Annotated in this window: 20 protein-coding genes and 1 tRNA gene; 14 read left to right on the top strand and 7 right to left on the bottom strand. The window is 65.6% G+C overall.

The window, feature by feature from the left end; translation table 11 throughout:
* The first annotated feature begins 386 nt into the window (after positions 1 to 386).
* The 4 genes from ACUJB0_RS27130 (at position 387) to ACUJB0_RS27145 (ending at position 6,220) form a co-directional block, all read left to right on the top strand.
* Positions 387 to 959, top strand: a complete 573-nt coding sequence (locus tag ACUJB0_RS27130) for a hemerythrin domain-containing protein (RefSeq protein ID WP_161086375.1) — start codon at positions 387 to 389, stop codon at positions 957 to 959.
* Positions 960 to 1,064: 105 nt separating this feature from the next.
* Positions 1,065 to 2,459: an MFS transporter gene (locus ACUJB0_RS27135; protein WP_444847957.1), complete on the top strand. Its 1,395-nt coding sequence runs from the start codon at positions 1,065 to 1,067 to the stop codon at positions 2,457 to 2,459.
* A gap of 72 nt (positions 2,460 to 2,531) precedes the next feature.
* Positions 2,532 to 4,901, top strand: coding sequence for a S9 family peptidase (locus ACUJB0_RS27140; RefSeq protein WP_444847958.1), 2,370 nt, complete (start codon positions 2,532 to 2,534; stop codon positions 4,899 to 4,901).
* Positions 4,902 to 4,909: 8 nt separating this feature from the next.
* Positions 4,910 to 6,220: an alpha-amylase family glycosyl hydrolase gene (locus ACUJB0_RS27145; RefSeq protein WP_444847959.1), complete on the top strand. Its 1,311-nt coding sequence runs from the start codon at positions 4,910 to 4,912 to the stop codon at positions 6,218 to 6,220.
* A 3-nt stretch (positions 6,221 to 6,223) separates the two neighbouring features.
* On the opposite strand, the gene ACUJB0_RS27150 is transcribed toward ACUJB0_RS27145, so the two are convergent.
* Positions 6,224 to 7,624 carry a M20/M25/M40 family metallo-hydrolase gene (locus ACUJB0_RS27150; protein WP_444847960.1) on the bottom strand — a complete coding sequence of 467 codons (1,401 nt, stop codon included), beginning with the start codon at positions 7,622 to 7,624 and terminating at the stop codon, positions 6,224 to 6,226.
* Between the two features lie 121 nt (positions 7,625 to 7,745).
* On the opposite strand from ACUJB0_RS27150, the gene ACUJB0_RS27155 reads away from it, so the two are divergent.
* Positions 7,746 to 7,821, top strand: a tRNA-Phe gene (locus ACUJB0_RS27155).
* Between the two features lie 114 nt (positions 7,822 to 7,935).
* Entirely contained in the window at positions 7,936 to 9,675 is a 1,740-nt protein-coding gene (locus ACUJB0_RS27160; protein ID WP_444847961.1) for a ClcB-like voltage-gated chloride channel protein, read from the top strand.
* Between the two features lie 83 nt (positions 9,676 to 9,758).
* Here the strand turns inward: ACUJB0_RS27160 and ACUJB0_RS27165 are convergent, their stop codons facing one another.
* Complete coding sequence (locus ACUJB0_RS27165; protein WP_444847962.1) at positions 9,759 to 10,646, bottom strand: AraC family transcriptional regulator; 888 nt, start codon at positions 10,644 to 10,646, stop codon at positions 9,759 to 9,761.
* Between the two features lie 102 nt (positions 10,647 to 10,748).
* Here ACUJB0_RS27165 and ACUJB0_RS27170 point away from each other — a divergent pair, with 102 nt between their 5' ends.
* From ACUJB0_RS27170 to ACUJB0_RS27180, 3 genes are all read left to right on the top strand, one after another.
* The gene (locus ACUJB0_RS27170; protein WP_444847963.1) at positions 10,749 to 11,483 is read left to right on the top strand and encodes an SDR family oxidoreductase; all 735 of its coding nucleotides are present in this window, start codon (positions 10,749 to 10,751) and stop codon (positions 11,481 to 11,483) included.
* Positions 11,484 to 11,581: 98 nt separating this feature from the next.
* Positions 11,582 to 11,935: a nuclear transport factor 2 family protein gene (locus tag ACUJB0_RS27175; RefSeq protein ID WP_444847964.1), complete on the top strand. Its 354-nt coding sequence runs from the start codon at positions 11,582 to 11,584 to the stop codon at positions 11,933 to 11,935.
* A 29-nt stretch (positions 11,936 to 11,964) separates the two neighbouring features.
* Entirely contained in the window at positions 11,965 to 12,834 is an 870-nt protein-coding gene (locus tag ACUJB0_RS27180) for a helix-turn-helix domain-containing protein (RefSeq protein ID WP_444847965.1), read from the top strand.
* On the opposite strand, the gene ACUJB0_RS27185 is transcribed toward ACUJB0_RS27180, so the two are convergent.
* Positions 12,831 to 13,787 (bottom strand): MYG1 family protein, encoded by a 957-nt coding sequence (locus tag ACUJB0_RS27185; RefSeq protein ID WP_444847966.1) that lies wholly within the window; start codon positions 13,785 to 13,787, stop codon positions 12,831 to 12,833. The two genes, ACUJB0_RS27180 and ACUJB0_RS27185, sit on opposite strands and share 4 nt — an antisense overlap.
* A 115-nt stretch (positions 13,788 to 13,902) precedes the next feature.
* Here ACUJB0_RS27185 and ACUJB0_RS27190 point away from each other — a divergent pair, with 115 nt between their 5' ends.
* Both ACUJB0_RS27190 and ACUJB0_RS27195 read left to right on the top strand, forming a co-directional pair.
* The gene (locus ACUJB0_RS27190) at positions 13,903 to 15,000 is read left to right on the top strand and encodes a serine hydrolase domain-containing protein (protein ID WP_444847967.1); all 1,098 of its coding nucleotides are present in this window, start codon (positions 13,903 to 13,905) and stop codon (positions 14,998 to 15,000) included.
* Between the two features lie 11 nt (positions 15,001 to 15,011).
* Positions 15,012 to 16,106 (top strand): endo-1,4-beta-xylanase, encoded by a 1,095-nt coding sequence (locus ACUJB0_RS27195; protein WP_444847968.1) that lies wholly within the window; start codon positions 15,012 to 15,014, stop codon positions 16,104 to 16,106.
* A gap of 28 nt (positions 16,107 to 16,134) precedes the next feature.
* Here the strand turns inward: ACUJB0_RS27195 and ACUJB0_RS27200 are convergent, their stop codons facing one another.
* Together ACUJB0_RS27200 and ACUJB0_RS27205 are read right to left on the bottom strand one after the other, a co-directional pair.
* Positions 16,135 to 16,887: a carbonic anhydrase gene (locus ACUJB0_RS27200; protein WP_444847969.1), complete on the bottom strand. Its 753-nt coding sequence runs from the start codon at positions 16,885 to 16,887 to the stop codon at positions 16,135 to 16,137.
* 86 nt (positions 16,888 to 16,973) lie between these two features.
* Complete coding sequence (locus ACUJB0_RS27205; protein ID WP_444847970.1) at positions 16,974 to 17,903, bottom strand: LysR family transcriptional regulator; 930 nt, start codon at positions 17,901 to 17,903, stop codon at positions 16,974 to 16,976.
* Positions 17,904 to 18,016: 113 nt separating this feature from the next.
* On the opposite strand from ACUJB0_RS27205, the gene ACUJB0_RS27210 reads away from it, so the two are divergent.
* Complete coding sequence (locus ACUJB0_RS27210) at positions 18,017 to 18,622, top strand: LysE family translocator (RefSeq protein ID WP_444847971.1); 606 nt, start codon at positions 18,017 to 18,019, stop codon at positions 18,620 to 18,622.
* Here the strand turns inward: ACUJB0_RS27210 and ACUJB0_RS27215 are convergent.
* A complete protein-coding gene (locus ACUJB0_RS27215; protein WP_444847972.1) occupies positions 18,597 to 20,213 on the bottom strand; it encodes a sensor domain-containing diguanylate cyclase in 1,617 nt (538 codons plus the stop codon). The genes ACUJB0_RS27210 and ACUJB0_RS27215 overlap by 26 nt on opposite strands.
* A 170-nt stretch (positions 20,214 to 20,383) precedes the next feature.
* Here ACUJB0_RS27215 and ACUJB0_RS27220 point away from each other — a divergent pair, with 170 nt between their 5' ends.
* Complete coding sequence (locus ACUJB0_RS27220) at positions 20,384 to 21,007, top strand: LysE family translocator (protein WP_444847973.1); 624 nt, start codon at positions 20,384 to 20,386, stop codon at positions 21,005 to 21,007.
* Here ACUJB0_RS27220 and ACUJB0_RS27225 read toward each other — a convergent pair.
* Positions 20,964 to 21,779 carry an AraC family transcriptional regulator gene (locus tag ACUJB0_RS27225; RefSeq protein WP_444847974.1) on the bottom strand — a complete coding sequence of 272 codons (816 nt, stop codon included), beginning with the start codon at positions 21,777 to 21,779 and terminating at the stop codon, positions 20,964 to 20,966. The two genes, ACUJB0_RS27220 and ACUJB0_RS27225, sit on opposite strands and share 44 nt — an antisense overlap.
* 102 nt (positions 21,780 to 21,881) lie before the next feature.
* Here ACUJB0_RS27225 and ACUJB0_RS27230 point away from each other — a divergent pair, with 102 nt between their 5' ends.
* Positions 21,882 to 23,519 carry a serine hydrolase domain-containing protein gene (locus tag ACUJB0_RS27230; RefSeq protein WP_444847975.1) on the top strand — a complete coding sequence of 546 codons (1,638 nt, stop codon included), beginning with the start codon at positions 21,882 to 21,884 and terminating at the stop codon, positions 23,517 to 23,519.
* Positions 23,520 to 23,574: the final 55 nt, after the last annotated feature.

Here is a 23,574-nt window from a genome sequence, read left to right on the forward strand (position 1 = left end):
GACCGGCAAGCCGAGCGTTGCTATCCGGATACTGCATCGTAATAATTTGGCCGCCGCGAAAAATCGCCGGGGCCGATACAAAATATTTTTTGATCGACGCAATAAAACACGTATTTTCACGAGCAAAAAAGGTGCATAATTTCCCACTCAGTCAGGAAGAGTGCGCATGTTCACGACCGGCTTGACATGCGTACATTCGTTTTCCCCGCCGGTAATCTTCGCGATCTTGTTTCGATACTGTTATTGCTACACGACCAGTTGTGAACAATTGTAAATCGACGTTGAATGAGCCCGTCACAGCGCTAAGGTAGCAGTCTCCACCTCGGGCGCGTCCGCCATCCAACGCTTGCCGCGCAGCCGAAGTCAGATGAAATACGGGAAACGTTATGCTTACTGCCACCTATGTCTTGTTGACACTATCCATCGAACAAAAGAAAGAACGCCACTTCATCGCACGCCTGCTGCAGTACGTGCAGGCGATCGCGCGCCGCCCGCAGGAGATTGATCCTGTGTTCATCGAGTCCCAGCTCAAGGAACTGACCACCTTTGCCGAAACGCGCCACCAGCGCAAGGTCGAGGCCTGCCTGATGCCGGCCGTGCGCGCGGCCGACGCCAGCTGCGGCGCCCTGATCAACGACCTCGAATCGCTCAGCCGCCTTGGCGGCGCCATGCTCAACGCGGTGCACAAGTGCCTGCGCCGCGCCATGCGCCGCAGCGCCTCGCAAGGCAAGTTCCTGTGCCGCACGGTGGACCTGTACTGCCAGAACCTGCTCAAGCGCCTCGACAAGGAAGAACAGGAATTGCTGCCGCTGGCGCAAAAAGTGATCTCCAGCGAAGAGTGGTTCGAGATCGGCAGCCAGTTCCTGGCGCAGGAAGACAACGGCGCCGCCACCCAGCCCGAGCTGCGTCCACGCCGCGCCCGCATCTACGCCGGCGGCTCCGGCGCCGCGGCGGCCTGATCCGGCACGAGCGCGGGCGCACCCATTTGGCGCACTGTTGTTTTGCGTTCCGCGGCGCGCCGCTAAAGCTTGCCTAAGCAAAAACGTGCGGATAATATCGTCTGCATGCAGACCCCTTCCGCCACCGTACTGCACCTTCGCGGCGCCGCCGGCATGGACGCCATTTACCGCAAGGTCGGCTGGCGCCTGCTGCCGCTGCTGATGCTGTGCTACGCGGTCGCCTGCCTGGACCGCCTCAACCTCGGCTACGCGCAGCGGCAGATGCAGGCCAGCCTGGCCTTCGGCGATGCCGTCTACGCCTGGGGCGCCGCCCTGTTCTTCGCCGGCTGCTGCCTGTGCCAGCTCCCCGCCAACCTGCTGCTGGAAAAAATCGGCGCCCGCAAGACGCTGCTGCGCATGATGCTGGGCTGGGGCTTGGCGTCGGCCGCCGCCGCCTTCGTCCGCACGCCGTTCGAACTGTACTTGCTGCGCTTCGCGCAGGGCGTGTTCGAAGCCGGCTTCTATCCCGGCGTGATCCTCTACCTGACCTGGTGGTACCCGGCCGCGCGCCGCGCGCGCGTGTACGCGGTGTTCGGCTCGGCCGCGCTGCTGGCCGCCGCCAGCGCCGGACCGCTGAGCGAGGCCACGCTGGCCGCATTGCAGGGCGCCGCCGGCATGCGGGGCTGGCAATGGCTGCTGCTGACGCAAGGCCTGCCCGCCGCGCTGCTGGGCGTGATCGCCTACGCCTGCCTGGCCGAGCGTCCCGACGACGCGGGCTGGCTGTCGCCGTTCGAACAGCTGATGATCGAACAGGACCTGGAGCGCGACGAGGCGCAGCTGCAGGCCGCCGCGCCGGCCGGCCAGCCGGCGGACGACGCGCCGTTCACCGCGGTCCTCGCCTCGCTGCTGCGCGACCGCGCCCTGTGCCTGCTGGCCGCCGCCAACCTGCTGCTGATCGGCGCCAGCTACGCGCTGGCCTCCTGGGCGCCCGCGCTGGTGCAGCGCTGGGCCGAACAAAGCCATATGCAGCCTGGCCTGCTGGCCGCCATCCCGCACCTGGCCGGCGTGGCCGGCATGATCGCCATCGGCTACGACTCGGACCGCCGGCGCGAACGGCGCGGCCACTTCGTCGCCTGCATGGTGCTGGCCGCCGGCGGCCTGGCGCTGGCCATCGCCGCCAACAACGGCATGGCCTGGTCGCTGGCCGGGCTGGCGCTGGCGTCGCTGGGCATCGCCTCGGCCGCGCCGCTGCTGATCGCCATCGCCACCGACCTGCTGTCGCGCCGGCGCGCGGCGGCCGGCATCGCGCTGGTGGTCAGCTGCGGCCTGGCCGGCGGCGCCTTCGGTCCCGCGCTCGGCGCGCGCATGCAGGCGTGGGGCGGCAGCGCCGCCACGCTGGCCGTGCTGATCGCCATGTACCTGGCGGCCGGCGCCATCCTGATGCTGGCCCTGCGCCTGGCGCCACGCCGCGGCGGCCCGGACGCTGGCCATGGGCGGACCGACAAGATGGCCCGCTACTGAAGCTTGGGCTAGAATCTCGGACGCGCCGCGATCCGGCGCTCCCGTTCACCCAACTTCAAAGCGACCCAACCAATGCGTTTTGTCCTGCCCTTCCTAGCCGCCGCCATGGCCGGCTCGTTCGCCGCCAGCGCCGGCGCCACCCGCACCCCGATCACGCTGGACCAGGCGATGTCCAATCCCGACTGGATCGGCAATCCGGTGGAAGCCGCGTGGTGGGGCTGGGACAGCCGCCAGGTCTACTACAAGCAAAAGCGCGCCGGCTCGCCGCTGCGCGACACCTTCCAGATCGCCGCCCCCAACGCCGCCAGGCTGGTCGACGACAAGCAGCTGGCCAACCTGGACGCCGCCGCGCCGGTCTACAACCGCGAGCACACGCGCGCCATCCTGCTGCGCAACGGCGACCTGTTCGAGCGTGACCTGAAGACCGGCGCGCTGACGCAGATCCTGCGCGGCACCACGCCGGCCACCGATCCGCAATACGCGGCCGACGGCGCCCACGTGCAGTTCCGCGTCGGGAGCGACTGGTTCAGCTGGAGCCGCGCCGAGCGCCTGGTGTCGCCGGTGGCGCTGCTGCGCACCGCCAAGGACCCGGACGCCGCGCCCGACGCCGACAGCCGCCGCGACCTGCAACTGCGCCTGCTCTCCACGCTGGCGCGCCTGAAGGAAGAGAAGGACGCCACCCGCGACCGCCGCAACGCCGAACGCAGCGCCGACGCCACCCGCGCGCCGCTGCCCGTCTACCTCGGCGAGAAGGTCGTCATCGAAACCAGCGCGCTGTCGCCGGACGGCCGCTACCTGCTGGTGGTCACCAGCGCCAAGGACGGCGACAAGCGCCGCATCGGCAAGCTGGCCAAGTACGTCACCGAATCGGGCTATGAGGAAACCGACGACCAGCGCAAGCGCGTCAGCGATACCGGCCCGCAGCCGCACCAACTGAAACTGGTTGAACTATCGACCCGCAAGGTGAGCGACCTGTCGTTCGACACCCTGCCCGGCATCGCCACCGATCCGCTGGCCGAGCTGCGCGCCGCGCACAAGCTCGACCCGCTCAAGGGCAACCGCGGCCTGCGCTTCGAAAACCGCGAGGACTCGATCCGCTGGAGCGCCAACGGCGCGCAGGTGGCCGTGATGGCGCAGGCGATCGACAACAAGGACCGCTGGATCGCCACCGTCGACCTGGCCGCCGCCAAACTGAAACCGGTGCACCGCCTGAGCGACGCGGCCTGGGTCAACAACCGTGGCAACGACTTCGGCTGGCAGCCGGACAACAGCACGCTGTGGTACCAGTCGGAGGAAAGCGGCTACGCCCACCTGTACATGCAGACCGCCGACGGCAAGGCGCGCGCGCTGACCTCCGGTAAATGGGAAACCAGCGAGATCGAATGGAACGCCGACGGCAGCACCGCCTACTTCCTGTGCAATCCCAAGCTGCCCGGCACCTACGAGGTGTGCTCCACCTCGACCAAGGACGGCGCGCTGCGCGAGCTGACATCGCTGGGCGGCGTCGAAAGCTTCGCGCTGTCGCCGGACGGCCGCAAGCTGCTGGTGCGCTACTCCACGTCCTACATGCCGACGCAGATCGCCACCGTCGCCAGCAGCGGCGGCGCCGCCACCCAGCTCACCGACACCCGCAGCGCCGACTTCAAGGCGCGCGAGTGGATCACGCCGCAGATCGTCGCCGTGCCGTCCACGCATGGCGCCGACCCGGTGTGGGCCAAGCTGTATCGCCCGGCCACGCTGGAAGCGGGTAAAAAATATCCGGTCGTGATGTTCGTGCACGGCGCCGGCTACCTGCAGAACGTCACCAAGCGCTACCCGGTCTACTTCCGCGAGCAGATGTTCCACAACCTGCTGGTGGAAAAAGGCTACATCGTGCTGGACATGGACTACCGCGCCTCGCTGGGCTATGGCCGCAACTGGCGCACCGCCATCTACCGCCAGATGGGCCACCCGGAACTGGAAGACTACGTCGACGGCTTGAACTGGATGGTAGCCAACCACCAGGGCGATCCCGCCAACGTCGGCATCTACGGCGGCAGCTACGGCGGCTTCATGACCTTCATGGCGATGCTGCGCGCACCGGACCAGTTCAAGTCCGGCGCGGCGCTGCGCCCCGTCACCGACTGGACCACCTACAACCACGAATACACGGCCAACATCCTCAACACGCCGGAGCTGGACCCGGACGCGTACAAGGTCTCGTCGCCGATCGAATACGCCGATCAGCTGAAGGGCAACCTGCTGATCGCCCACGGCATGATCGACGATAACGTCTTCTTCCAGGACTCGGTGCGCATGGCCCAGCGCTTCATCGAACTGAAGAAAGATAACTGGGAGCTGGCGCCGTACCCGATGGAGCGCCACGGCTTCGTCCACCCGGAGAGCTGGTACGATGAATATCGCCGCATCTACCAGCTGTTCGAACGCACGCTGAAAAAATAAGGAGATCCATGAAAAAGTTCGCCGCCCTGCTGCCGCTGGCAGCACTCATGTTTGGACCGCTCGCGGCCCACGCCGAAACCAGCGCCGTGAAGCACCCGGCCTGGTCGCGCAGTTCCAATGTCTACGAAGTGAACCTGCGCCAGTACAGCAAGGAAGGCACGCTGAGCGCCTTCGCCGCCAACCTGCCGCGCCTCAAGCAGATGGGCGTGGACATCGTCTGGCTGATGCCATTGCACCCGATCGGCCAGCAGAACCGCAAGGGCACGCTGGGCAGCTACTACGCGGTGAAGGACTACCAGGCCGTCAGCCCGGACTACGGCACCATGGACGACCTGCGCAAGCTGGTCAAGCAGGCGCACGCGCTGGGCATGCACGTGATCCTGGACTGGGTGGGCAACCACACGGCCTGGGACCATCCTTGGGCCACCCAGCATCCCGACTGGTACAAGAAGAACGACAAGGGCGAGATCCACTCCGTCACCTTCAAGAACGAAACCGGCGGCACCGAGGAATGGACCGACGTGATCGGCCTCGATTACGCCAACAAGGACCTGTGGAAGGGGATGACCGACGCGATGGCGTTCTGGGTGCGCGAGGCCGGCATCGACGGCTTCCGCTGCGACGCCGCCGGCCTGGTGCCGACCGAATTCTGGAACCAGGCGCGCACGCAACTCGACAAAATCAAGCCGGTGTTCATGCTGGCCGAATCGGACGAGCCGGCGCTGCACGAGAAAGCGTTCGACGCCAGCTACGACTGGCCGCTCAACGCGCTGATGCAAAAAATCGGCAAGGGCCAGGCCGGAGCGGCTGAACTGAAAGCCTTCGTGACGAATCCACCCAAGGCCTACCCGCGCGACGCCTACCGCCTGCAGTTCACCAACAACCACGACATCAACTCGTGGCAGGGCACGGACAAGGAGCTGTATGGCCCGGCCTACGGCGCGATGACGGTGCTGAGCTACACCCTGCCCGGCATCCCGCTGGTGTACAGCGGCCAGGAAGCGCGGCTGGACAAGAAGCTGGAGTTCTTCGAAAAAGATCCGATCGACTGGAAGAGCTACGAGCTGGAAGGCTTCTACGCCGGCCTGAATCAGCTGAAGAAGGAAAACCAGGCGCTGTGGAACGGCGCCAGCGGCGGCGCGGTGCAGCTGCTCGACGTCGGCAACGAGCAGCTGTTCGCCTTCAAGCGCCAGCAGGGCAAGAACAATGTGCGCGTGATCGTCAACCCGACCGCCACGCTGCAGAAGTACAAGCTAGCCGGCGACGAAGGCCAGGCCGTGCTCAAGCCGTGGCGCTGGCGCATCGTCGTGCCGGAATAAGCGCTACTCGGTGGCCAGCCGCTTGCCCAGGCGGTACAGGTACTCCTGGCCGTCGTACAGCGACTTCACGCGGATATGCTCATTCAAGCCATGCGCGCCGCTGCCCTCCGGGCCGGCGAACATGCCGCTGATACCGTAGGTCCAGATGCCGCCGCTGTTGAGGAAGCGGCCGTCGGTGCCGCCGGTCGACATGGTCGGAATCACCGGCACGCCGGGCCACATATCGTTGCTGATCTCCTCCACCGCCTTCATCAGCGTCGGCGTCAATGGCGGCATCGGCGCGCTCAGGCCCTCGCCGATGCGGGTGATCTTGATCTGGTCATCGGCCAGCACGCGCTGCAGCGTGGCCTGCACGTCGTCCACCTTCTCGTCCGGCAGGATGCGGCAGTTGACGGTGGCGCGGGCGCGCTGCGGCAGCGCGTTGTCGGCATGGCCGGCATCGACCCTGGTCGCCACGCAGGTGGTGCGCACGGTTGAGTTGTGCACCGGGCTCACCGCGTACAGGCGCTCCAGCGCGGCGGGGTCGGGCGTATCGCTGAGGATGGCCTTCATGTCGGCGGCCACCTGGCCCTGCTCCACGTTGGACATGCGCTCGTAGTAGGAGCGCGTCACGTCCGACAGCTTGAACGGGAAAGCGAAGCGGCCCAGGCGCGACAAGCCTTCCGCCAGATGGTAGATGGCGTTGTCGCGGTACGGGGCGGAGCTGTGGCCGCCGGGATTGGTCACCTCCAGCTGGAAGCTCTGGTAGATTTTTTCGCCGGCCTGGATGCCGTGGCGTACCGGCTTGCCCTGCTTGTCCAGCAGTCCGCCGCCACCTTCGTTGAGCGCGATCTCGGCGTCGATCAGCGAGCGGTGGTGGTTGAACAGGTACTCGGCGCCGTCGAATTTACTGGGCACCATCTCCTCGTCGCAGGTCAACGCCATGACGATATCGCGCTTGGGCGCCAGCTTTTCCTTCTTGTAGCGGATCATATTGGCGACAAAGGACGCGGCCATGGCCTTGTCGTCGGAGGCGCCGCGCGCGTAGAACATGCCGTCCTCCTCGACCAGCTTGAACGGATCGCGCACCCAGTCGGCGCGGTTGGCTTCGACCACGTCGATGTGGGCCAACAGCAGCAGCGGCTTCTTGCTGCCGTCGCCCTTGATGCGCGCCACCAGGTTGCCCTTGGTGGGGCCGCCGGGCGGCACGATCAGGTGCAGGTCGGCGTCCTTGTAGCCGGCCGTCTTCAGGCGCTTGGCCATCTTGTTGGCCGCGACCGTGCAGGAACCGGTGGAATTGGTGGTATTGGTTTCCACCAGTTCCTGGTAAATCTCGCGCATCTGCTTCTGCACCGGCGACAGATCGGCGCCATGCGCCGCACCCGCCACCACCAATCCCGCCGCCAACCAGGTCGCCCGCTTCATAGTGCTCCTTATCGATGTCATGCAAAGTAACTAACTTATACCCCGAAATTATTACTGTCAATAAAAGTGCGGAGAGGCCCTTGCCAAACCCCTGGGGGCGTCTGCTATAATTGCGGCCCTTGGCCTGGTAGCTCAGTTGGTAGAGCAGAGGATTGAAAATCCTTGTGTCGGTGGTTCGATTCCGCCCCGGGCCACCAAGAACATGCCTCAAGAAGCGCCCGCCCATGCAGCGGGCGTTGTCGTTTCCGGACTTCGCACCATGGACCGCAGCGCATCTTGGTCCCATAGTCCAAATATGGGATGATGCATTCATGACCTTCCAGCTGACAGGCTTTTCCACGCTCGTGAAGCGGCTGCCCCGCTTTGCCGGCGCCCCGGCAATGATGCTGTGGGCCGGCTTGGTCGGCATGGCGGGTGCGCTGGCGACAATCGCCTTTCGCGAAGGCCTGGCCGGCATGCAGTGGCTGCTCGTCGGGCACAGCGGATCGTTCGTCGAAATGGCCGCAGCCCTGCCCTGGCAGATGCGCGTGCTGCTTCCCGCCGCCGGTGGCGTTGTCGCCGGTTTCTTCCTCGTCTTTGCAAAACGATATGCCGCCAACGCGCCGGCCGATTATATGGAAGCCGTCGCACTGGGCGACGGGCGCATTTCCGTACGCCAGACTTTGCTCAACAGCGCATCCTCGCTCTGCACAATCGCCTCCGGCGGCTCGATCGGCCGCGAGGGTTCGATGGTGCAATTGGCGGCCATGTGCGCCTCTTCGATCGGCCGCTTGAGACGCTTCGATGCGCCGCGACTGCGTTTGCTGGTTGCCTGCGGCGCGGCGGCCGGCATCACGGCCGCCTACAATGCACCGATTGCCAGCGCCTTCTTTGTCACGGAAATCGTATTGGGCACCATGGTCATGGACAGCCTCGGGCCGATCATGATTGCCTCGGTGATGGCAAATATTACGATGCGCCGCTTCCCCAACTACCGGCCGACCTATGAAATGCCGGCACTGACGGATGTGCCCAACGGTGCGGTGCCGCTTTTTATAGCACTGGGCATCATCGCGGGCCTGATCGCGCCGCAATTCCTGCGCTTGCTGGCGCTGTCCAAGCGTACATTCGAAACCGCGGTGCTCCCCTTGCCAGCACGATTGGGCGTTGGGGGACTGCTGGTCGGCATCGTCTCGGTCTGGGTGCCACAAGTGTGGGGCAACGGCTACAGCGTCGTCAATTCGATGCTTCATTCTCCATGGCTGTGGTCGTCCGTGCTGACTGTCTTGATTTGCAAGGTCATCGCAACGATGTTTACCACCGGCTCAGGCGCCATCGGCGGTATCTTCACGCCTACCCTGTTTCTTGGCGCCGCCATAGGCCAGTTGTTCGGGCAGGCCGTGATCGCGCTGTGGCCGGCGGTGGCGCCGACGCCGGCGATCTTCGTCATCGTTGGCATGGGGGCGGTCTTGGCCGCCGCCACCGGTGCGCCGCTGATGGCCATCCTGATGATCTTCGAAATGACGCTCAGCTATCACATCATGCTGCCGCTGATGCTGGCCTGCGTGCTCGCCTATTTCCTGGCCCGTGGCATCGGTAGTCCGTCGATGTACGCCATCACAAGCATACGCAGCCGCGATGAGCGCGAGCGACTGCGTTTGCTGAGCACGCAAATGCGCGAACTCATCCGCCCCGCCGAAACCGTCATCACGTTGGGGGCAACCCTGGACGACATCACGGCGATGTTTCGTGTCCATCCGGTGAAATATGTCTATGTTGTGGACGATGCCCAGCTCTTCCAGGGCGTGGTGGCCCTGAGCGAAGTTGCAGCGGCCGTCGCCGACGGCACATTCCACCGCAGCCTGCTGGCCGCAGACCTCTTGCGCCGCGATTTCCTGGCCATCATCACGCCAGAAATGTCGCTCGATGAGGCGTTCGAACAGTTCAATCGCCATCATGGCGAACGCTTGCCGGCCGTGGAGAGCAGGGCCAAGCCTGTGCTACTTGGCGCAGTCTACAAGACGGACCTGCTCGACGCCTATGTGCGCCTGAATCGCAGCGCCGCGCCCTGACTCGCATGACCTTCCCATCCGGCGCCCCATGCTGACCGGCGTTTTTGTCCCAGCGCTGGAAATCCTCGCCCTGTCCTGCTCATTCATTCCCGTGCATAGTGGACCGGCGCCATTCCGACATGGCGTGAGAACGCGACGCTGAAGGCGCTTGCCGAGCTGTAGCCGACGCGTTCGGCTACGTCCGCGATCCGGCAGTCGTTTCGTAACAGGTTCTTTGCAAGCGCCATGCGCCAGGTGAGCAGGTATTTCATCGGCGCGATTCCCATGGCATCGGTGAACCGCGCAAAGAATGCCGACCGGGAAAGGGCCGCCTCCTGCGCCAACAGTGCGACGGTCCAGGACTGATCAGGAGCTCGATGCATTCCTCGTAACGCCGCCGCCAAGCGCTCGTCGGCGAGCCCGCGCAACAAACCCTTCGACTCTGGTTTTACTTCGTGGCTGCGGATGGCTTCGATCAGAAGAACCTCCAGCATTTTCTGCAAAACGATATCGCGCGCAGGTCGCTGCTCGCGGGACTCTTCGCGCACCAGTTCGACAAGCGATGCCAACCTGCGCGCTCCGTGCACGTGAATCAGCTCGGGCAGCAGCGAAACGAGCAAAGCCGCATCCGGCGAACCGAAAACGCAGTGGCCGACGATCAGGCGAACGTCATGCGGACCATGCGCAATCCCCAGCCTGAACTCGCCAGGCCCGAGTTCGAGCGGGGGCGTATCCAGCTCCTGATCGGCCGGCACGATGCTCGACATCGCAAAATCATGCGCGGCAGGGATCAGGATGAAGTCACCTTCCCCGAGTGTGATGGGCGTGCGCCGGTCCAATGTCAAAACACAGCTGCCCTCGAGGACGGCGCAGTAAAAAGGCTGCCCCATTTCCGAGCGCCGCACCCGCCACGCGCCAGCTCCGGCAACGATTTTCGAGAGCGGTGCCCCAGGCTGCAACAACGCTACCACTTCTGCGAATGGATCGATCAATTCAGGACTCTTGCGAATGAAATGTGGACTTTTGATTGTAGCAAATCCTGCGACCTTGAACTATCGTTCTCACCTCGTTCACCCACTCAAAGGATATGCATTATGAAAACCGTTCTGGTTACCGGAGCCTCTTCCGGATTCGGTCTTGAAACCGTCCGCTACTTTCTGGAGCGAGATTGGAAGGTCATCGCCACGATGCGAACACCGCAGCAGATTCTTCCGCATTCGGAACACCTGCACGTGATGGCACTCGACGTGACCGACCCGCACAGCATCAGCCAGGCGATCGAAGCCGCCGGCCCTATCGACGTCCTGGTCAACAATGCGGGTATCGGCGTGATGGGCGTGCTGGAAGGAACTTCGATGGAAACCGCACGTGCAATTTTCGAGACCAACACCATTGGAACGATGGCCGTAACGCAGGCCGTGCTGCCCCAGTTCCGGGCACGGCGCGCGGGCGTCATCGTCAACGTGACGTCGATAGTGACAGCCGCGCCCTTCCCTCTGATTTCTGTCTATTCGGCCAGCAAGGCGGCGGTCGATGCGTTCAGCGTATCGCTGGCGCTGGAACTGGAACAGTTCGATGTCCGCGTACGTCTGGTGCAGCCCGGCCGCGCACCCGGCACACGTTTCGGAGAGCACGCGAAAGCCCTGATGACAAGCGACAGCATCCCGGCGCCCTACGCATCCTTCGCGCAAGGCGTCTTTGAAGGCATGGCGAGTTCGTCTGCCGTCACCAAAGCGGAGGACGTTGCGGAGGCAGTCTGGCGCGCGGCAACCGACCCGTCGTGCCCGATTCGGATTGCCGCGGGCGAGGACGCGCTTGCGCTGCTGTAGCCCTGGCTCCGGTTCCGCGTGGCGGCAGCACAAAATATCAAAACTGATGCGCCGCCCTGCCGCATCATGGCTGCCTTGCCAATCAACCGGGAACCACCATGCAAATCGATCACCAACAGGTCTGGGAAACCTACACGTCCGCCTGGAAGGCAGAAAGTGCCGACGACAAGCGCGCATTGTTCGAAGCCAGCCTGGCCAGGGAGTGCGCGTACCAGGATCCGCTGACCAAGGTCAACGGCTGGGACAACCTGATGGCCTACATGTCGAACTTCCACCAGCAAATCCCCGGCGGCCATTTTGTCACGCGCCGCTTCCGCTACCACCAGGGGCAGAGCGTCGCGCAGTGGGACATGCTGGACCGGCTGGGCAATGTCATTGGTGACGGCGCCAGCGTGGGCCATTACAATGAAGCGGGCCGGCTTGTGGCAATCGCCGGTTTCTTCGACATCTGAACATCTCCCGGCGTTGCAATGGAGTCCGCGTGAATTACCTGAATCAAATCCAGCAAGGCATCGACTTCATTGAAACCTATCTGGACGAGGACATCGCGCTGACCACGGTGGCGCGCGAAGCAGGCTTGAGCCAATGGCACTATCAGCGCATTTTCAAGGCGCTGACCAAGGAAACGCTCAAGACCTATATTCGCTCGCGCCGCCTCGCCCACGCGCTGGATAAATTGCTGGAGACGCGCCTGGGCATCCTCGACATCGCCATCCTGGCGGGCTACAACAGCCAGGAAGCGTTCACGCGGGCCTTCAAGGAACACTACGCGCTCACGCCGAACGAATTCCGCCAACGCGGGCGGCGCAATCTCATCGTGCGCAAGTTGAAAATGGATGAGGACTATCTCCGTCATGTCCACCAGAACGTGGAGCACGTTCCGGAGCTGCACGCGCGCCCGTCGATGCTGCTGGTCGGCATGCACACACGTTTTTACGGCAGCGAATCGGAGAAGAACAATTTAGGCGAGAAGCTGCCTCCCCTTTGGGAGCGCTTCATCGCGCGGCTCAAGGAAGTGGAGCACACGGTACCTGGGTGCTGCTATGGCGTGGTGCTGCCGGTGGCGGGCGACTCCGATGAACTGGAGTACTACGCCGCCATCGAAGTGCGACAAGCCGGCTCACTGCCCGAGGGCATGCACACGATCGAGGTCCCGGCCGCGACGTACGCGACTTTTGTGCACCACGGCGTGGGCAAGCTGGTCGACCGCACGGTGGACTTCATTTATTCGAGCTGGTTATGCCAGTCCGCCTACCGCCACAACGGCGGCCCCGATTTGGAAATCTACGACGCCAGCTTCGATCCGCTTTCCGAGCGATCGCAAATGCGCTACGCCATCCCGATCGCTTAGCCCGCGCCGCATTCGTCGATATCCTGCAACGCCAGCGCCGCCATCGTGCGTATGCCCTCGTACGATTTGGCCGACGCGATAAACCTGCCGTTGTGGCAGAAGCCCGCGTCCGCCACACCGGTCACCGCCGCCAGCTCGGCGTCGCGCAGGCCCGCCCATGCTTCGGGCAGGTCGGCGCGCGCATCGAAGCTCTCGGCGCTGACCGATACGGTGTGCAGCATGTGGCGCTGCTCGGCGACGTTGTGGCTGATGACGAACAGCACCTTCGGCATTTCCTTGCGTACCACCTGGCTCCACGGCAGCGCGCCGTTTTTCAGGAACAGGACTTTGCCGTCTTCGAGCACCTCGCCCTGCCGGACCTGCTCCAGCGCGAGCAATGCGCCAACCCGGTAGCGCACGGCATTGAGCATGACGTCGGTCAGCATGGCCATCGCGCGGCGGAACTGTTCCATGCGGTAGACGTCCACCGCCTCGCCGTAGCCCAGCCTTTGCTCGTCCAGCCAGTTGGTGTTGTAGCCAGAAACCACCGCCGACAATCCATACCCGCCCGGCGCGCTTTTCGCGGCGCCCACATCCGACAAATCGAGATACTGCACCACGTCCGCGTCGATGCCGTAGGCGATTTCCCGCGCCTTGTCGTCCGCCAGTTGATGCCCGCAATCCGCCAGCGACAGCGCCGCGACGCAGCGCGCGCCGTACTCGCGCCAGACCAGGCCAGCGCTGGCATACGGCACGCCGCTCTGCCGCGCGCCGTCGAAGCCTTTTTGATGGTGGTCGAAACGGCCGGTGGCCGGGTCCCAGATGCCGCCGACATCGACGGCGAAGTCGGCCGCGTCAATGGCCGCCGCATCGCGCGTGCGGATAATGTCCGCGTCGGGGAATAATACCTTCAGTACGGCGACCGCCCACGCGTCGTCCGCGTGAAACTTGCCGCTGTGAGTCGCTATGATCATACCTGGTCCTATCGTTGAAACGACCGCCATGATATACCCTCACGGCCGCGGCAACGATTCCCGGCGCGGGGAATCGACTGATACAATTGCCGGCTCTATAACATCGACTGACCACGTGACGACACTCTTGCCTCCCCGCCTGGCGCGCGCCGCCCTCCTGCTCCTGCTGGTGAGCGTCAATGGCGGAAGGCTGGTCGCCGCCGAGCCTTCCCCGGAACTGGCGCGATCGATCGACTCGATGCTGTCACGCTACCTCAAGCCTGGCGCTCCGGGCGCGGCCGTCATCGTGACCGACCACGGCCAGCCATTGTTCCGCAAAGCGTACGGCATGGCCAACGTGGCCGACAACGTCGCCCTCGATCCTTCAATGAGCCTGCGCGTCGGCTCCGTCACCAAGCAATTTACGGCGGCGGCGATCATGCTGCTGGCGGAACAGGGCAAGCTCGCGCTGTCCGACCGGATCGACAAATACCTGCCAGGCTACCCCATGCCGGACACGCCGGTCACCATCGAGCATCTGCTCACGCATACCTCGGGCATCCGGAACTACACGGCCCTGCCCCGCTTTGGCGAGGTGATGACGGCCGACACCAGCGTGGACGACGGCATCGTCTTCTTCAAGGACGCCACGCCGGAATTCAAGCCGGGCGACCGTTTCGCCTACAGCAATTCCAATTACTTCCTGCTGGGCGCGATTATCGAGCGCGTGTCGGGCATGCCGTATGCGGACTTCATGGCCCAGCATATTTTCGCGCCGCTCCAGTTGACGCATACCGTGATCGAAACCCGCCCCGCCGCCGGCCCCGTCATCGGCTATACGCAAGAGCGCCGCAACGTGGTCGCGTCGCCGAACTACAGCATGCGCTGGCCCTACGCCGCCGGTGCCTTGCGCACCAGCGTCGACGACCTCGCGCTGTGGGACCAGGCCATCGCACAAGGCAAGCTGTTGAAGCCCGAGTCCTGGAACCGGATGTCCACCAGCTACCTGTTGCACGGCAAGCGCGCCACGGGCTACGGCTACGGCTTCTTCATCCGCACCATGCGCGGCAAGGCCGCCATCGAACATGGTGGCGACATCGGCGGTTTCAGCGCCGATACCCTGCGCTTTCCGCAAGAGGGCATCTTCATCGCGGTGCTGGGGAACAGCGATTCGGCCAATCCCGCTCCGGACACGCTGGCCGAAAAAATCGCCGCACTCGTCCTGCAACGTTGAACGGATCCTTCATGCATCCTGCCCGCACCATCCTGCGCTGTGCAGCGCTCGCCGCCGCGCTCGCGGCCACGCTGCCAGGCTGCGCCACGACAGACCAGCCGCCAGCGGCCGCAACGCCGTCCCTGGCGCAAGCGTATCAGGGCAAGTTCCGGATCGGCGCGGCGGTCGAGCCATCCCAGCTGGATACGCCCGAGGGACGTTTGCTGGCTACACAATTCAACAGCGTGGTGGCGGAAAATGTGATGAAGCCGTCACGCATCCAGCCCCGCGAGGGTGAGTTCGATTTCGCGCCGGCCGATGCGATCGTGGATTTCGCGCGCCAGCACGGGATGGCGGTCAGGGGCCACACGCTGCTGTGGTACAAGCGCACCCCCGACTGGTTCTGGACCGGCAAGGACGGCAAGCCGGCCTCGCGCGAGCTGGTGCTGTCGCGCCTGCAGCGGCACATCGACGCCGTCATGGGCCGCTACCGGAAAAGCGTGCACGTGTGGGATGTGGTCAACGAAGTGATCGACGCGGCCGAACCCGATTGTCTGCGCCAGGGTCCGTGGTTGCAGATCGTCGGCCCCGACTATATCGACTGGGCCTTCCGCTACGCGCACGCGGCCGATCCCGAGGCGCGCCTGATCATCAACGACTACTCCACCACCCAGCCGGCCAAGCGCGAATGCCTGCGCCGCGTGGTGCAGGGCATGCTCGACCGCGGGGTTCCCGTGCATGGCGTGGGACACCAGATGCATATCTCGATCTTCGAGCCATCGGCGGCGGAGGTGGATGAAACGCTGTCCATGTTCGCGCGCCTGGGTCTGGAAAACCAGATCACCGAAATGGACCTGAGCCTGTATCGGCGCCACGCGTATGTGCTGTCCGAACCCGCCGAGCGACTGCTGGCCATGCAAGGCCAGCGCTACGAATCGCTGATGACCGTTTTCCTGGCCCACCCGGAATTGACCTCCGTCACCTGGTGGGGCATCTCGGATTTCCACACGGCCCGCAACAGCGGCTGGGACTGGTGGCGCAGCGACCAGCCGCTGCTCTTCGATCATCGGCAAGGCGCCAAGCCGGCCTATTGGGGCGCTTTGAAGGCCGCCGGCCAGGCGAAATAATCGCCGGCGCGGCGGCGGCCAACACACGCTATTCGCTGACCTGGACCACGCGGCCGTTCAATGGCTGCACGGGACGCGCATTCATTTTGTAGAACTTGTGGAATTCAGCCAGCTGTCTCTTCGACAGCTCGACCGGTGTGCGCAGCACTTGCCAGCGCACGCCGTCGCTGCACGGCGGCGTCGTCAACGAACCCATGAACTTGAAGTAGGCGTGGTTGGCGGGCAGTACGTCGACCGGATTGAAGCTGGCCAGCTGCACCGGCTTGCCCTCGGCCGGCAACGCGTCGAACAACGGCGCCAGCGTCTTGTTCTCGGCGCCTTCCTTGAACAGCACGGCGACCACCGACAGCTTGCCGTCCGCGCTCTTGTGGACGAAGTGCGCCACCATCGGATAATTGACGCCGTTGATCTTTTCCTCGCTCGGCGTGTGGAAGTGGAACTGCAGCAGGTTGGCACTATCGTCGCCCGCCTTCAGCACGCTGCCGGGCGGCAGGTTGATCTGCACCGTGTGGCCGTTGTTGATCATCTCGGCGGGGCCGGCCGCGTAATTGAAAGCCAGCGGGGCCAACGGCGCCTTCTTGACGTTGCGCTCTTCAATATCGATCGGCGACTGTTCCTTGCTCAGTTTGCAGGCGGTGTTCGCCGCCTCCAGGTCGGCCCAGTGCGCCGGGTCGCCCTTGCCCTCGTAACCCCAGTGCGAATGCTCGGCATGGTCCTGTGCGTAGGCGGCGCATGACAAGGCCAGCATCGCGCCCATGGCGAGGATATTCGTTTTTTTCATGTGTTCTCCCTTTCAGTTCAACAGTTATATGTCACTTCATCCGATCTGTTTCAGCATTCGATACTATGCTGGTCGAAAATTATTGGCTAGGAAAATCCTGCTTGATGCGCCTGAAAAGAGACGCCGCTTTCATTCTCCTGGCGCCCGGCTTCCTTCAGCCACTCGGTGAATATCGCCACGCGCGCGGATGCCTGCCGGCGGCCGATCGCATACGAATAGCTGCCGCTGTCCACCGGCCCTGAAAGACATCGCAGCGCATCGATGCCGAGCGTGGCGCGCACAAACGCCTCGGGCACCACCAGCGCGCCCAGGCCCTGGACGGCGGCCTGGATCGCCAGCACCGTGTTATCCAGCTCCAGCGTCGGCTCCAGCGCGCCGGCATCCAGGCCGTGCGCGCGGCACCAGCCCGGCCACAGGTCGGTCCGGGAGCGGGTGCCGATGCGCGGCGCCTTGCCCAGCCAGCGCAGCAGGTCCGTCTTGCGCGCGGCCACGCCCGGCATGAAGACGGGACTTGCAACCAGCACGGAACGCTCCCGCATGAATGTGTGGAACGGCAGGCCGCGCAATTCCGCCACGTCGCGCCGCAGGAACACGTCGGCCGGCGAGGCGGGGTTGATGTCGCCATCCACGGTGCGGATCTGCACGTTCAGCTGCGGGTGGCGCTCGCGGAAGGCCGGCAACTGCGGGATCAGCCAGTGCATCGCCAGCGTCACGCTGGTGTCGACCAGGATGGACGCCTGGCGCCGCGCGCGCCCGCCGGTATCGAGCACCTCCTTGACCGCGGCCATCTTCGTGCCCACGCTGTCGTGCAGCTTGCGTCCGGCCGGTGTCAGCGTCGCCGGGGCGCCGGCGTTGCGGTCGAACAGCACCTGCCGCAGGTGGGCTTCCAACGACTGGACCTGCCGGCTGACCGCGCCCGGCGTGAGATGCAGCGCCTGCGCGGCCTGGCGGAAGCCGCCCTCCTGCACGACGACGCAAAAGACATGCAGGGCATTGAGTGGCGGTTGTAGTGACATGGCGCTCCGCTAGTGTTGAGAAATACTCAACGCATGATACCAAAAACTCGTTTGCCCGCCGGCGGGCGCCAACGCATCATTGCGGCCACAGCGCACAACAGGGAGGACAGGCGATGGGCGAGGCATATTGGTTGTTTGTGGTCATGGTTGTGTTCACCGTCTCCAGCCCCGGTCCCGGCGTGCTGATGACGCTCGATAACGCGGTCGCCGTCGGCTGGCGCGCGGCGATGCAAGGCGTGCTGGGACTGGCGCTTGGCGCGGCGGTGATGGCGGGCCTGTCGTCGGCCGGCATCGGCTTGCTGATCCGTTCCTCGCCGCCGCTGTTCCAGCTGCTCAAATACGCGGGCGTCGCCTACCTGTTCCACCTGTCGTTCAAGACCTGGCGGCGCGATCCGAAGACGCAAGCGCCCCGCCGCGACACCGCTCCCGCCGCCGGCGCGGCCCGCAAGCGCTTGCTGGAAGGCGCGCTGCTCCAGACCAGCAATCCCAAGTCGCTGTTCTTCTTCCTGTCCGTGCTGCCGCAGGTCGCGCACGGCGCCGCCGGCCCGGCGGTCGCCACCTATTGCATCGTGCTGGTCCTGATCCACGGGCTGTATGCCGGCCTGGCCGCCAGGGCCAGCGTCTGGCTGAGCCGGCCCGGCAGCGCGCGGCTGCTGTCGCGCCTGAGCGCGCTCATGTTTTTCGCGTTCGGCGTCACGATGCTGACGCTGAAGATTTAGCCTCCGTCGATTCCCGTCCCGGCCCGACGATGTTGGAGGCAACGCGGTTGCGGCCCTGCGACTTGGCCCGGTACAGCGCCTGGTCGGCGGCCTCGATCAGGTCGACCGGCTCGGACTCGAAGCGCACCGGCGCGAACGACTCGACCCCGGCGCTGAGCGTCACGTGGCCGGTGGGGTTGCCGGGGTGTTTCAGTTGCAGCGCCTCGATGGCGGCCAGGATTTTCCCGGCCACGGCGACCGCGCCCGCCACATCGGTCCCCGGCAGCAGCACCGCCAGCTCCTCGCCGCCATAGCGCGCGGCCACATCGCCCGGCCGGTGCTTGCCGGCCTCGACCACCTTGCCGATCGCCTTCAGGCACTCGTCGCCGGCGGCGTGGCCGTACAGATCGTTGTACTGCTTGAAGCAGTCGACATCGAGCATGATCAGCGCCAGCGGGCTGCCGCTGCGCATGGCCCGGCTGAATTCGTTTTGCAGCGCGGTGTCGAAATGGCGGCGGTTGCTCAAGCCGGTCAGGCCGTCCTGCATGGCCAGCCGTTCCAGCTCGTGGTTCAGCGCCTCCAGTCCGTTGCGGGCCTGGACCAGTTCGTCCTCCGCCTGGATCCGCCAGCGGATCAGGCGCACCAGCCGCACGCCCAGCAGGCCGACCACCAGCACCAGCAGCACGATGCCGCCGCTGTCCACATACACGTCGCCGCGCCACTGCGCCAGCGCCTCGTCCCTGGACAGCGCCGCCGAGACCACCAGCGGATATTGATCCAGGCGCCGGTAGCTGTTAATCCGCGTCACGCCGTCCTGGGCCGACGGGAAGGTGACGGTGCCGGCGGCGGCCTTCGGCAGGTAGTAGCTAAAGAGCGGCAACTTCGAGATGTCCCGCCCCAGCGATTTTTCGTTGTAGGGCCGGCGCACCAACAGGATGCCGTCCTCCAGCGCCAGCTGGATGGCGCCCTCCTGTCCGATATTGAAGCGCTGGAAGTACTTCTGGAAGTACTCCATGTTGATGGTGGCCAGCACCACTCCGCCGAAGCCGCCGTCCGGCCGGTTGAAGCGGCGCGACACCGTCACGATCCAGTCGCCGGTCGATTTGCTGCGCACCGGCGGGCCGATGTGGATGCCCCGGTCCGCATGCTCGCGGTGGTGGATGAAGTATTCGCGGTCCGAGTTGTTCTGCCCGCGCAGCAGCACCGGTTGCGAGTTGACCAGCCAGCGGCCATCGTCGCCGTAGACGAAGAGCCCGTGCAGCTGCGGCAGTTCCGCGACGCGATGCACCAGCAGGTCGTGGACGCGGCCGTAGTCCGCTCCCGCCGGATCCTGGTGCTCGATGCGCTCCACCAGTCCGACCAGCACGGTGTCGGCTTCCTTGATGGTGTCGTAGGCATGCTGCGCCACCGCCTCTGCCAGGTTGGCGGCCGCCATTTCCGATTCCTTCAACTGGATCGTCCGGGCGCGCACGCTGAGCCAGGCCTGCACGCCGATCAGCGACACGCACACCAGCACCACGAGGGAGATGGCCAGGAACATGATGGGCCGCCGGTTCCGGCCCTGGGCGGCGGGCTGGCCGGGCGGGTGTTCCGGCGTGTTGCTGGACATCATAGGCGGCACCTCGAAGTGTCATCGACCAGGCAAAGAACCAGTATGTGCGATTTACGGGGATAAAAACTCTCAAATTATCACAGCGGACGGGGTCATTTCCTTCAATACGGCGGCGGCCGCGCCGCGTATCGTCCGCCCCGGTACTGTCAATTCTTATCGGAGACCCCCACATGACCATCCTGATTTCCATGGCCGCCTTCGCGCTGGCCTCATCGATCACCCCCGGCCCGGTCAACATCGTCGCCCTGAGCAGCGGCGCGCGGCACGGCCTGCGCGCCAGCCTGCGCCACGTGACCGGGGCCACCGTCGGCTTCGCCGCCCTGCTGCTGCTGACCGGCCTGGGACTGCACGAACTGCTGGCCCGCGCGCCGGCGCTGGCGCGGTCGATCCAGCTGGCCGGCGTGGCCTTCCTGCTGTTCATGGCCTGGAAGCTGGCGCGCGACGACGGCGCGCTCGCGCCCGGCGGCCATGGCAAGCGGCCGTCGCTGGCGATGGGCGCGGCCATGCAGTGGCTCAATCCCAAAGCCTGGGTGGCGGCGGTGGCCGGCATGGGCGCGTTCGTGGCCGACGGCGATCCCGCGCTGGTGTGGCGGTTCGCCGCGCTGTACTTCGTGATCTGCTATGGCTCGATCGCCTGCTGGGCCTACGCCGGCGCCTTCCTGGGCCGGCGCCTGGCCGATCCGGCCGCCATGCGCCGCTTCAACCGCGCCATGGCGCTGCTGCTGGCGGCCAGCGCGCTCTACCTGCTGCTCAGCGCAGGTACTGCCCCGGCGTCGCCGCCAGCAGCAGCTTGAAGGTGCGCTGGAAATGCGCCTGGTCGGCGAAGCCCGTCGCCAGCGCGACCTCGGCGATCGCCGCGCCGCCCTTGAGCAGGCCGCGCGCCAGCTGGATGCGGCGGTTCAGCAGGTAGGCGTGCGGCGTCATGCCGTAGCGCTTGCGGAAGGCGCGGATCAGGTAGGACGGCGACAGCCCGGCCGCGCCGCAGATGTCCTCCAGCTTCAGCGCGGCCGCGCAGTTGTCGCGGATGTAGTCGGCCGCGCGGTCGAGCTTGCGGTTGGCCTCGCGCTCGACGATGGCCGCCGGGCCCAGGCTGGACTGCACCTGGCCGAAGAAGTCCACCGCCGCGCACTGCCGCTGCAGGTGGTCGGCGCCGTCGGCCGTCAGCACGTCGTAGAAGCGGTTGAAGCCCGCGTACAGCGCCGGCGCCGTGCTCATGGCCGCCGCGAACGGGCGGAAATCGTGACAGCCCCATTCGCGCTGCACGCCGGCCAGCCAGGCGCGGTCCACATACAGCATGCGGTAGGACCAGGTCTCGTCGGCGATTGGATTGCAGGCGTGGACGTCGCCGGGATTCATCAGCACCACGGTGCCCGGCCCCACCTGCCGGCGCGCGGACTGGTTCAGGTAATCGGTGTGGCCGCTGCGGATCACGCCGATCGAGAACGTCTCGTGCGCGTGCCTGCCGTAGCAAAGCTTGCGGCCGTCGCCGACCGTGCGCGCCTCGATGAAGGGCAGGCTGGCGTCGCGCCAGAAACGGGATCCGGGTTGGGGGTTCGGCTGTGGCATCCCGCCAGCATACCGCATCCGCCAAAAATAATTGCTTTTCCATGTTGACTCTTTTGACAATACTAGTGTTATACTTCACTACAACACCACAAAGGAGATGCCATGAACAAGCCCAGCCGTCTGACCCTGCTGTTATCCGCCCTGATCCTGAGCCACGCCGCCGGCGCCGCCACGCCGGACGAGCAAGCCGCCGCCCTGTTCGCGCCATACGCCAAGGCCGGCGCGCCCGGTTGCGCGGTCGCCGCCTGGCGCGACGGCAAGCCGCTGTTCGAACAGGGCTACGGCGCCGCCAGCCTCGAACACGAAGTCGCCATCGACGCGCGCCGGACCGTGTTCGACCTCGCCTCGACGTCCAAGCAGTTCACGGCGGCCGCCATTTTGCTGCTGGTGCAGGACGGCAAGCTCAAGCTGGACGACGACATCCGCCGCTACCTGCCGCAACTGCCAGACTACGGCACGCCGATCACGGTCGACCACCTGCTGCACCACACCAGCGGCCTGCGCGACTACATTGCGCTGCTGAACCTGAGCGGCGTCGACGACGGCGATGTCAGCACCAGCGCCGACGCGCTGGCCGCCGTCGCGCGCCAGCGGGGCCTGAACTTCCAGCCCGGCAGCGCCTACACCTACAGCAACACCGGCTACTTCCTGCTGGCCCAGATCGTCGAGAAGGTCAGCGGCAAGAGCCTGGCCGAATTCTCCAAGGCGCGCATTTTCGAGCCGCTGGGCATGGCCGACACCAGCATCCTCGACGATCACGCCAAAGTGGTGCCGCACCGCGCCACCGCCTACCGTCCGAACGGCCCCGCCGGCTTCGCGCTGCTGATGTCGAACTGGGAGCAGACCGGCGACGGCGCGGTCCAGTCCACCGTGGCCGACCTGGCCAAGTGGGACGCCAATTTCTACCAGCCCAAGGTGGGCGGCGCCTGGCTGGTCGAGCAGTTGCAGACGGTGGGCAAGCTCAACGACGGCACCCCGCTGCACTACGCGCGCGGCCTGATGGTGGAGCAGTACCGCGGCCTGGACATCGTCTCCCATGGCGGCGCCTTCGCCGGCTACCGGTCTGAACTGATCCGCCTGCCGAAACTGAAACTGGGCGTGGCCGTGTTGTGCAACCGTCCCGACGTGGCCCCGGCCAGGCTGGCGCGCCAGATGGCCGACATCTACGCGGCCGGCGAATTCCCGGCCGCGGCCGCGGCGGCCGAGCCGGTGGCGGTGGCCCTGCCCGATCCGGCCCGCTACGCCGGCGTGTACTGGAACGCGCGCGAGGGCATGCTGCGCCGGGTGGATGCGCAGGACGGCAAGCTGTGGTACAACGCGCCGGGCATGAAGCAGGAGCTGCTGCCGGTGGCGGAAGGCCGCTTCGTGCGCGATCCCAAGCGCATGGCCCAGCCCGCCGTCTTCACCGAACGCACGCTGGTGGTGGAGCGTCCGGGCGAACCGCCGGCCCGCTTCGAACGGGTGGCCGCCGGCGCCATGACGCCCAAGCAGCTGGCCGGCGTGGCGGGCAGCTACCACAGCGACGAGCTCAACGCGACCTTCACGCTGAGGCTCAAGGACGGCAAGCTGTGGATGACGGTGCCGCGCTTCGGCGAGCAGCCGCTCGACAATGTGTTCACCGACGCCTTCGGTGCCGCCGGCATCGTGCTGCGGCTGGAGCGCGACCGCGCCGGCAAGGTCACCGGCATGGTGGCCTACCTCGGCCGCGCCAACGGCATGAAGCTGGTGCGCCGCGGCTGAGTCCGCCCTCTGCGCGCAACGCCCGGCATGGCCGGGCGTTGCCGTCGGATTTCGC

It is taken from the genome of Duganella caerulea (assembly GCF_040362985.1).
Classification (GTDB): Bacteria; Pseudomonadota; Gammaproteobacteria; order Burkholderiales; family Burkholderiaceae_D; genus Rugamonas; species Rugamonas vulcania.

Bases quoted from the DNA above. Each gene is read 5' to 3' on its own strand.
- ACUJB0_RS27130 (WP_161086375.1), top strand. From the start codon at position 387: ATGCTTACTGCCACCTATGTCTTGTTGACACTATCCATCGAACAAAAG.
- ACUJB0_RS27135 (WP_444847957.1), top strand. From the start codon at position 1,065: ATGCAGACCCCTTCCGCCACCGTACTGCACCTTCGCGGCGCCGCCGGC.
- ACUJB0_RS27140 (WP_444847958.1), top strand. From the start codon at position 2,532: ATGCGTTTTGTCCTGCCCTTCCTAGCCGCCGCCATGGCCGGCTCGTTC.
- ACUJB0_RS27145 (WP_444847959.1), top strand. From the start codon at position 4,910: ATGAAAAAGTTCGCCGCCCTGCTGCCGCTGGCAGCACTCATGTTTGGA.
- ACUJB0_RS27150 (WP_444847960.1), bottom strand. From the start codon at position 7,624: ATGAAGCGGGCGACCTGGTTGGCGGCGGGATTGGTGGTGGCGGGTGCG.
- ACUJB0_RS27160 (WP_444847961.1), top strand. From the start codon at position 7,936: ATGACCTTCCAGCTGACAGGCTTTTCCACGCTCGTGAAGCGGCTGCCC.
- ACUJB0_RS27170 (WP_444847963.1), top strand. From the start codon at position 10,749: ATGAAAACCGTTCTGGTTACCGGAGCCTCTTCCGGATTCGGTCTTGAA.
- ACUJB0_RS27175 (WP_444847964.1), top strand. From the start codon at position 11,582: ATGCAAATCGATCACCAACAGGTCTGGGAAACCTACACGTCCGCCTGG.
- ACUJB0_RS27185 (WP_444847966.1), bottom strand. From the start codon at position 13,787: ATGATCATAGCGACTCACAGCGGCAAGTTTCACGCGGACGACGCGTGG.
- ACUJB0_RS27195 (WP_444847968.1), top strand. From the start codon at position 15,012: ATGCATCCTGCCCGCACCATCCTGCGCTGTGCAGCGCTCGCCGCCGCG.
- ACUJB0_RS27200 (WP_444847969.1), bottom strand. From the start codon at position 16,887: ATGAAAAAAACGAATATCCTCGCCATGGGCGCGATGCTGGCCTTGTCA.
- ACUJB0_RS27205 (WP_444847970.1), bottom strand. From the start codon at position 17,903: ATGTCACTACAACCGCCACTCAATGCCCTGCATGTCTTTTGCGTCGTC.
- ACUJB0_RS27210 (WP_444847971.1), top strand. From the start codon at position 18,017: ATGGGCGAGGCATATTGGTTGTTTGTGGTCATGGTTGTGTTCACCGTC.
- ACUJB0_RS27215 (WP_444847972.1), bottom strand. From the start codon at position 20,213: ATGATGTCCAGCAACACGCCGGAACACCCGCCCGGCCAGCCCGCCGCC.
- ACUJB0_RS27220 (WP_444847973.1), top strand. From the start codon at position 20,384: ATGACCATCCTGATTTCCATGGCCGCCTTCGCGCTGGCCTCATCGATC.
- ACUJB0_RS27225 (WP_444847974.1), bottom strand. From the start codon at position 21,779: ATGCCACAGCCGAACCCCCAACCCGGATCCCGTTTCTGGCGCGACGCC.
- ACUJB0_RS27230 (WP_444847975.1), top strand. From the start codon at position 21,882: ATGAACAAGCCCAGCCGTCTGACCCTGCTGTTATCCGCCCTGATCCTG.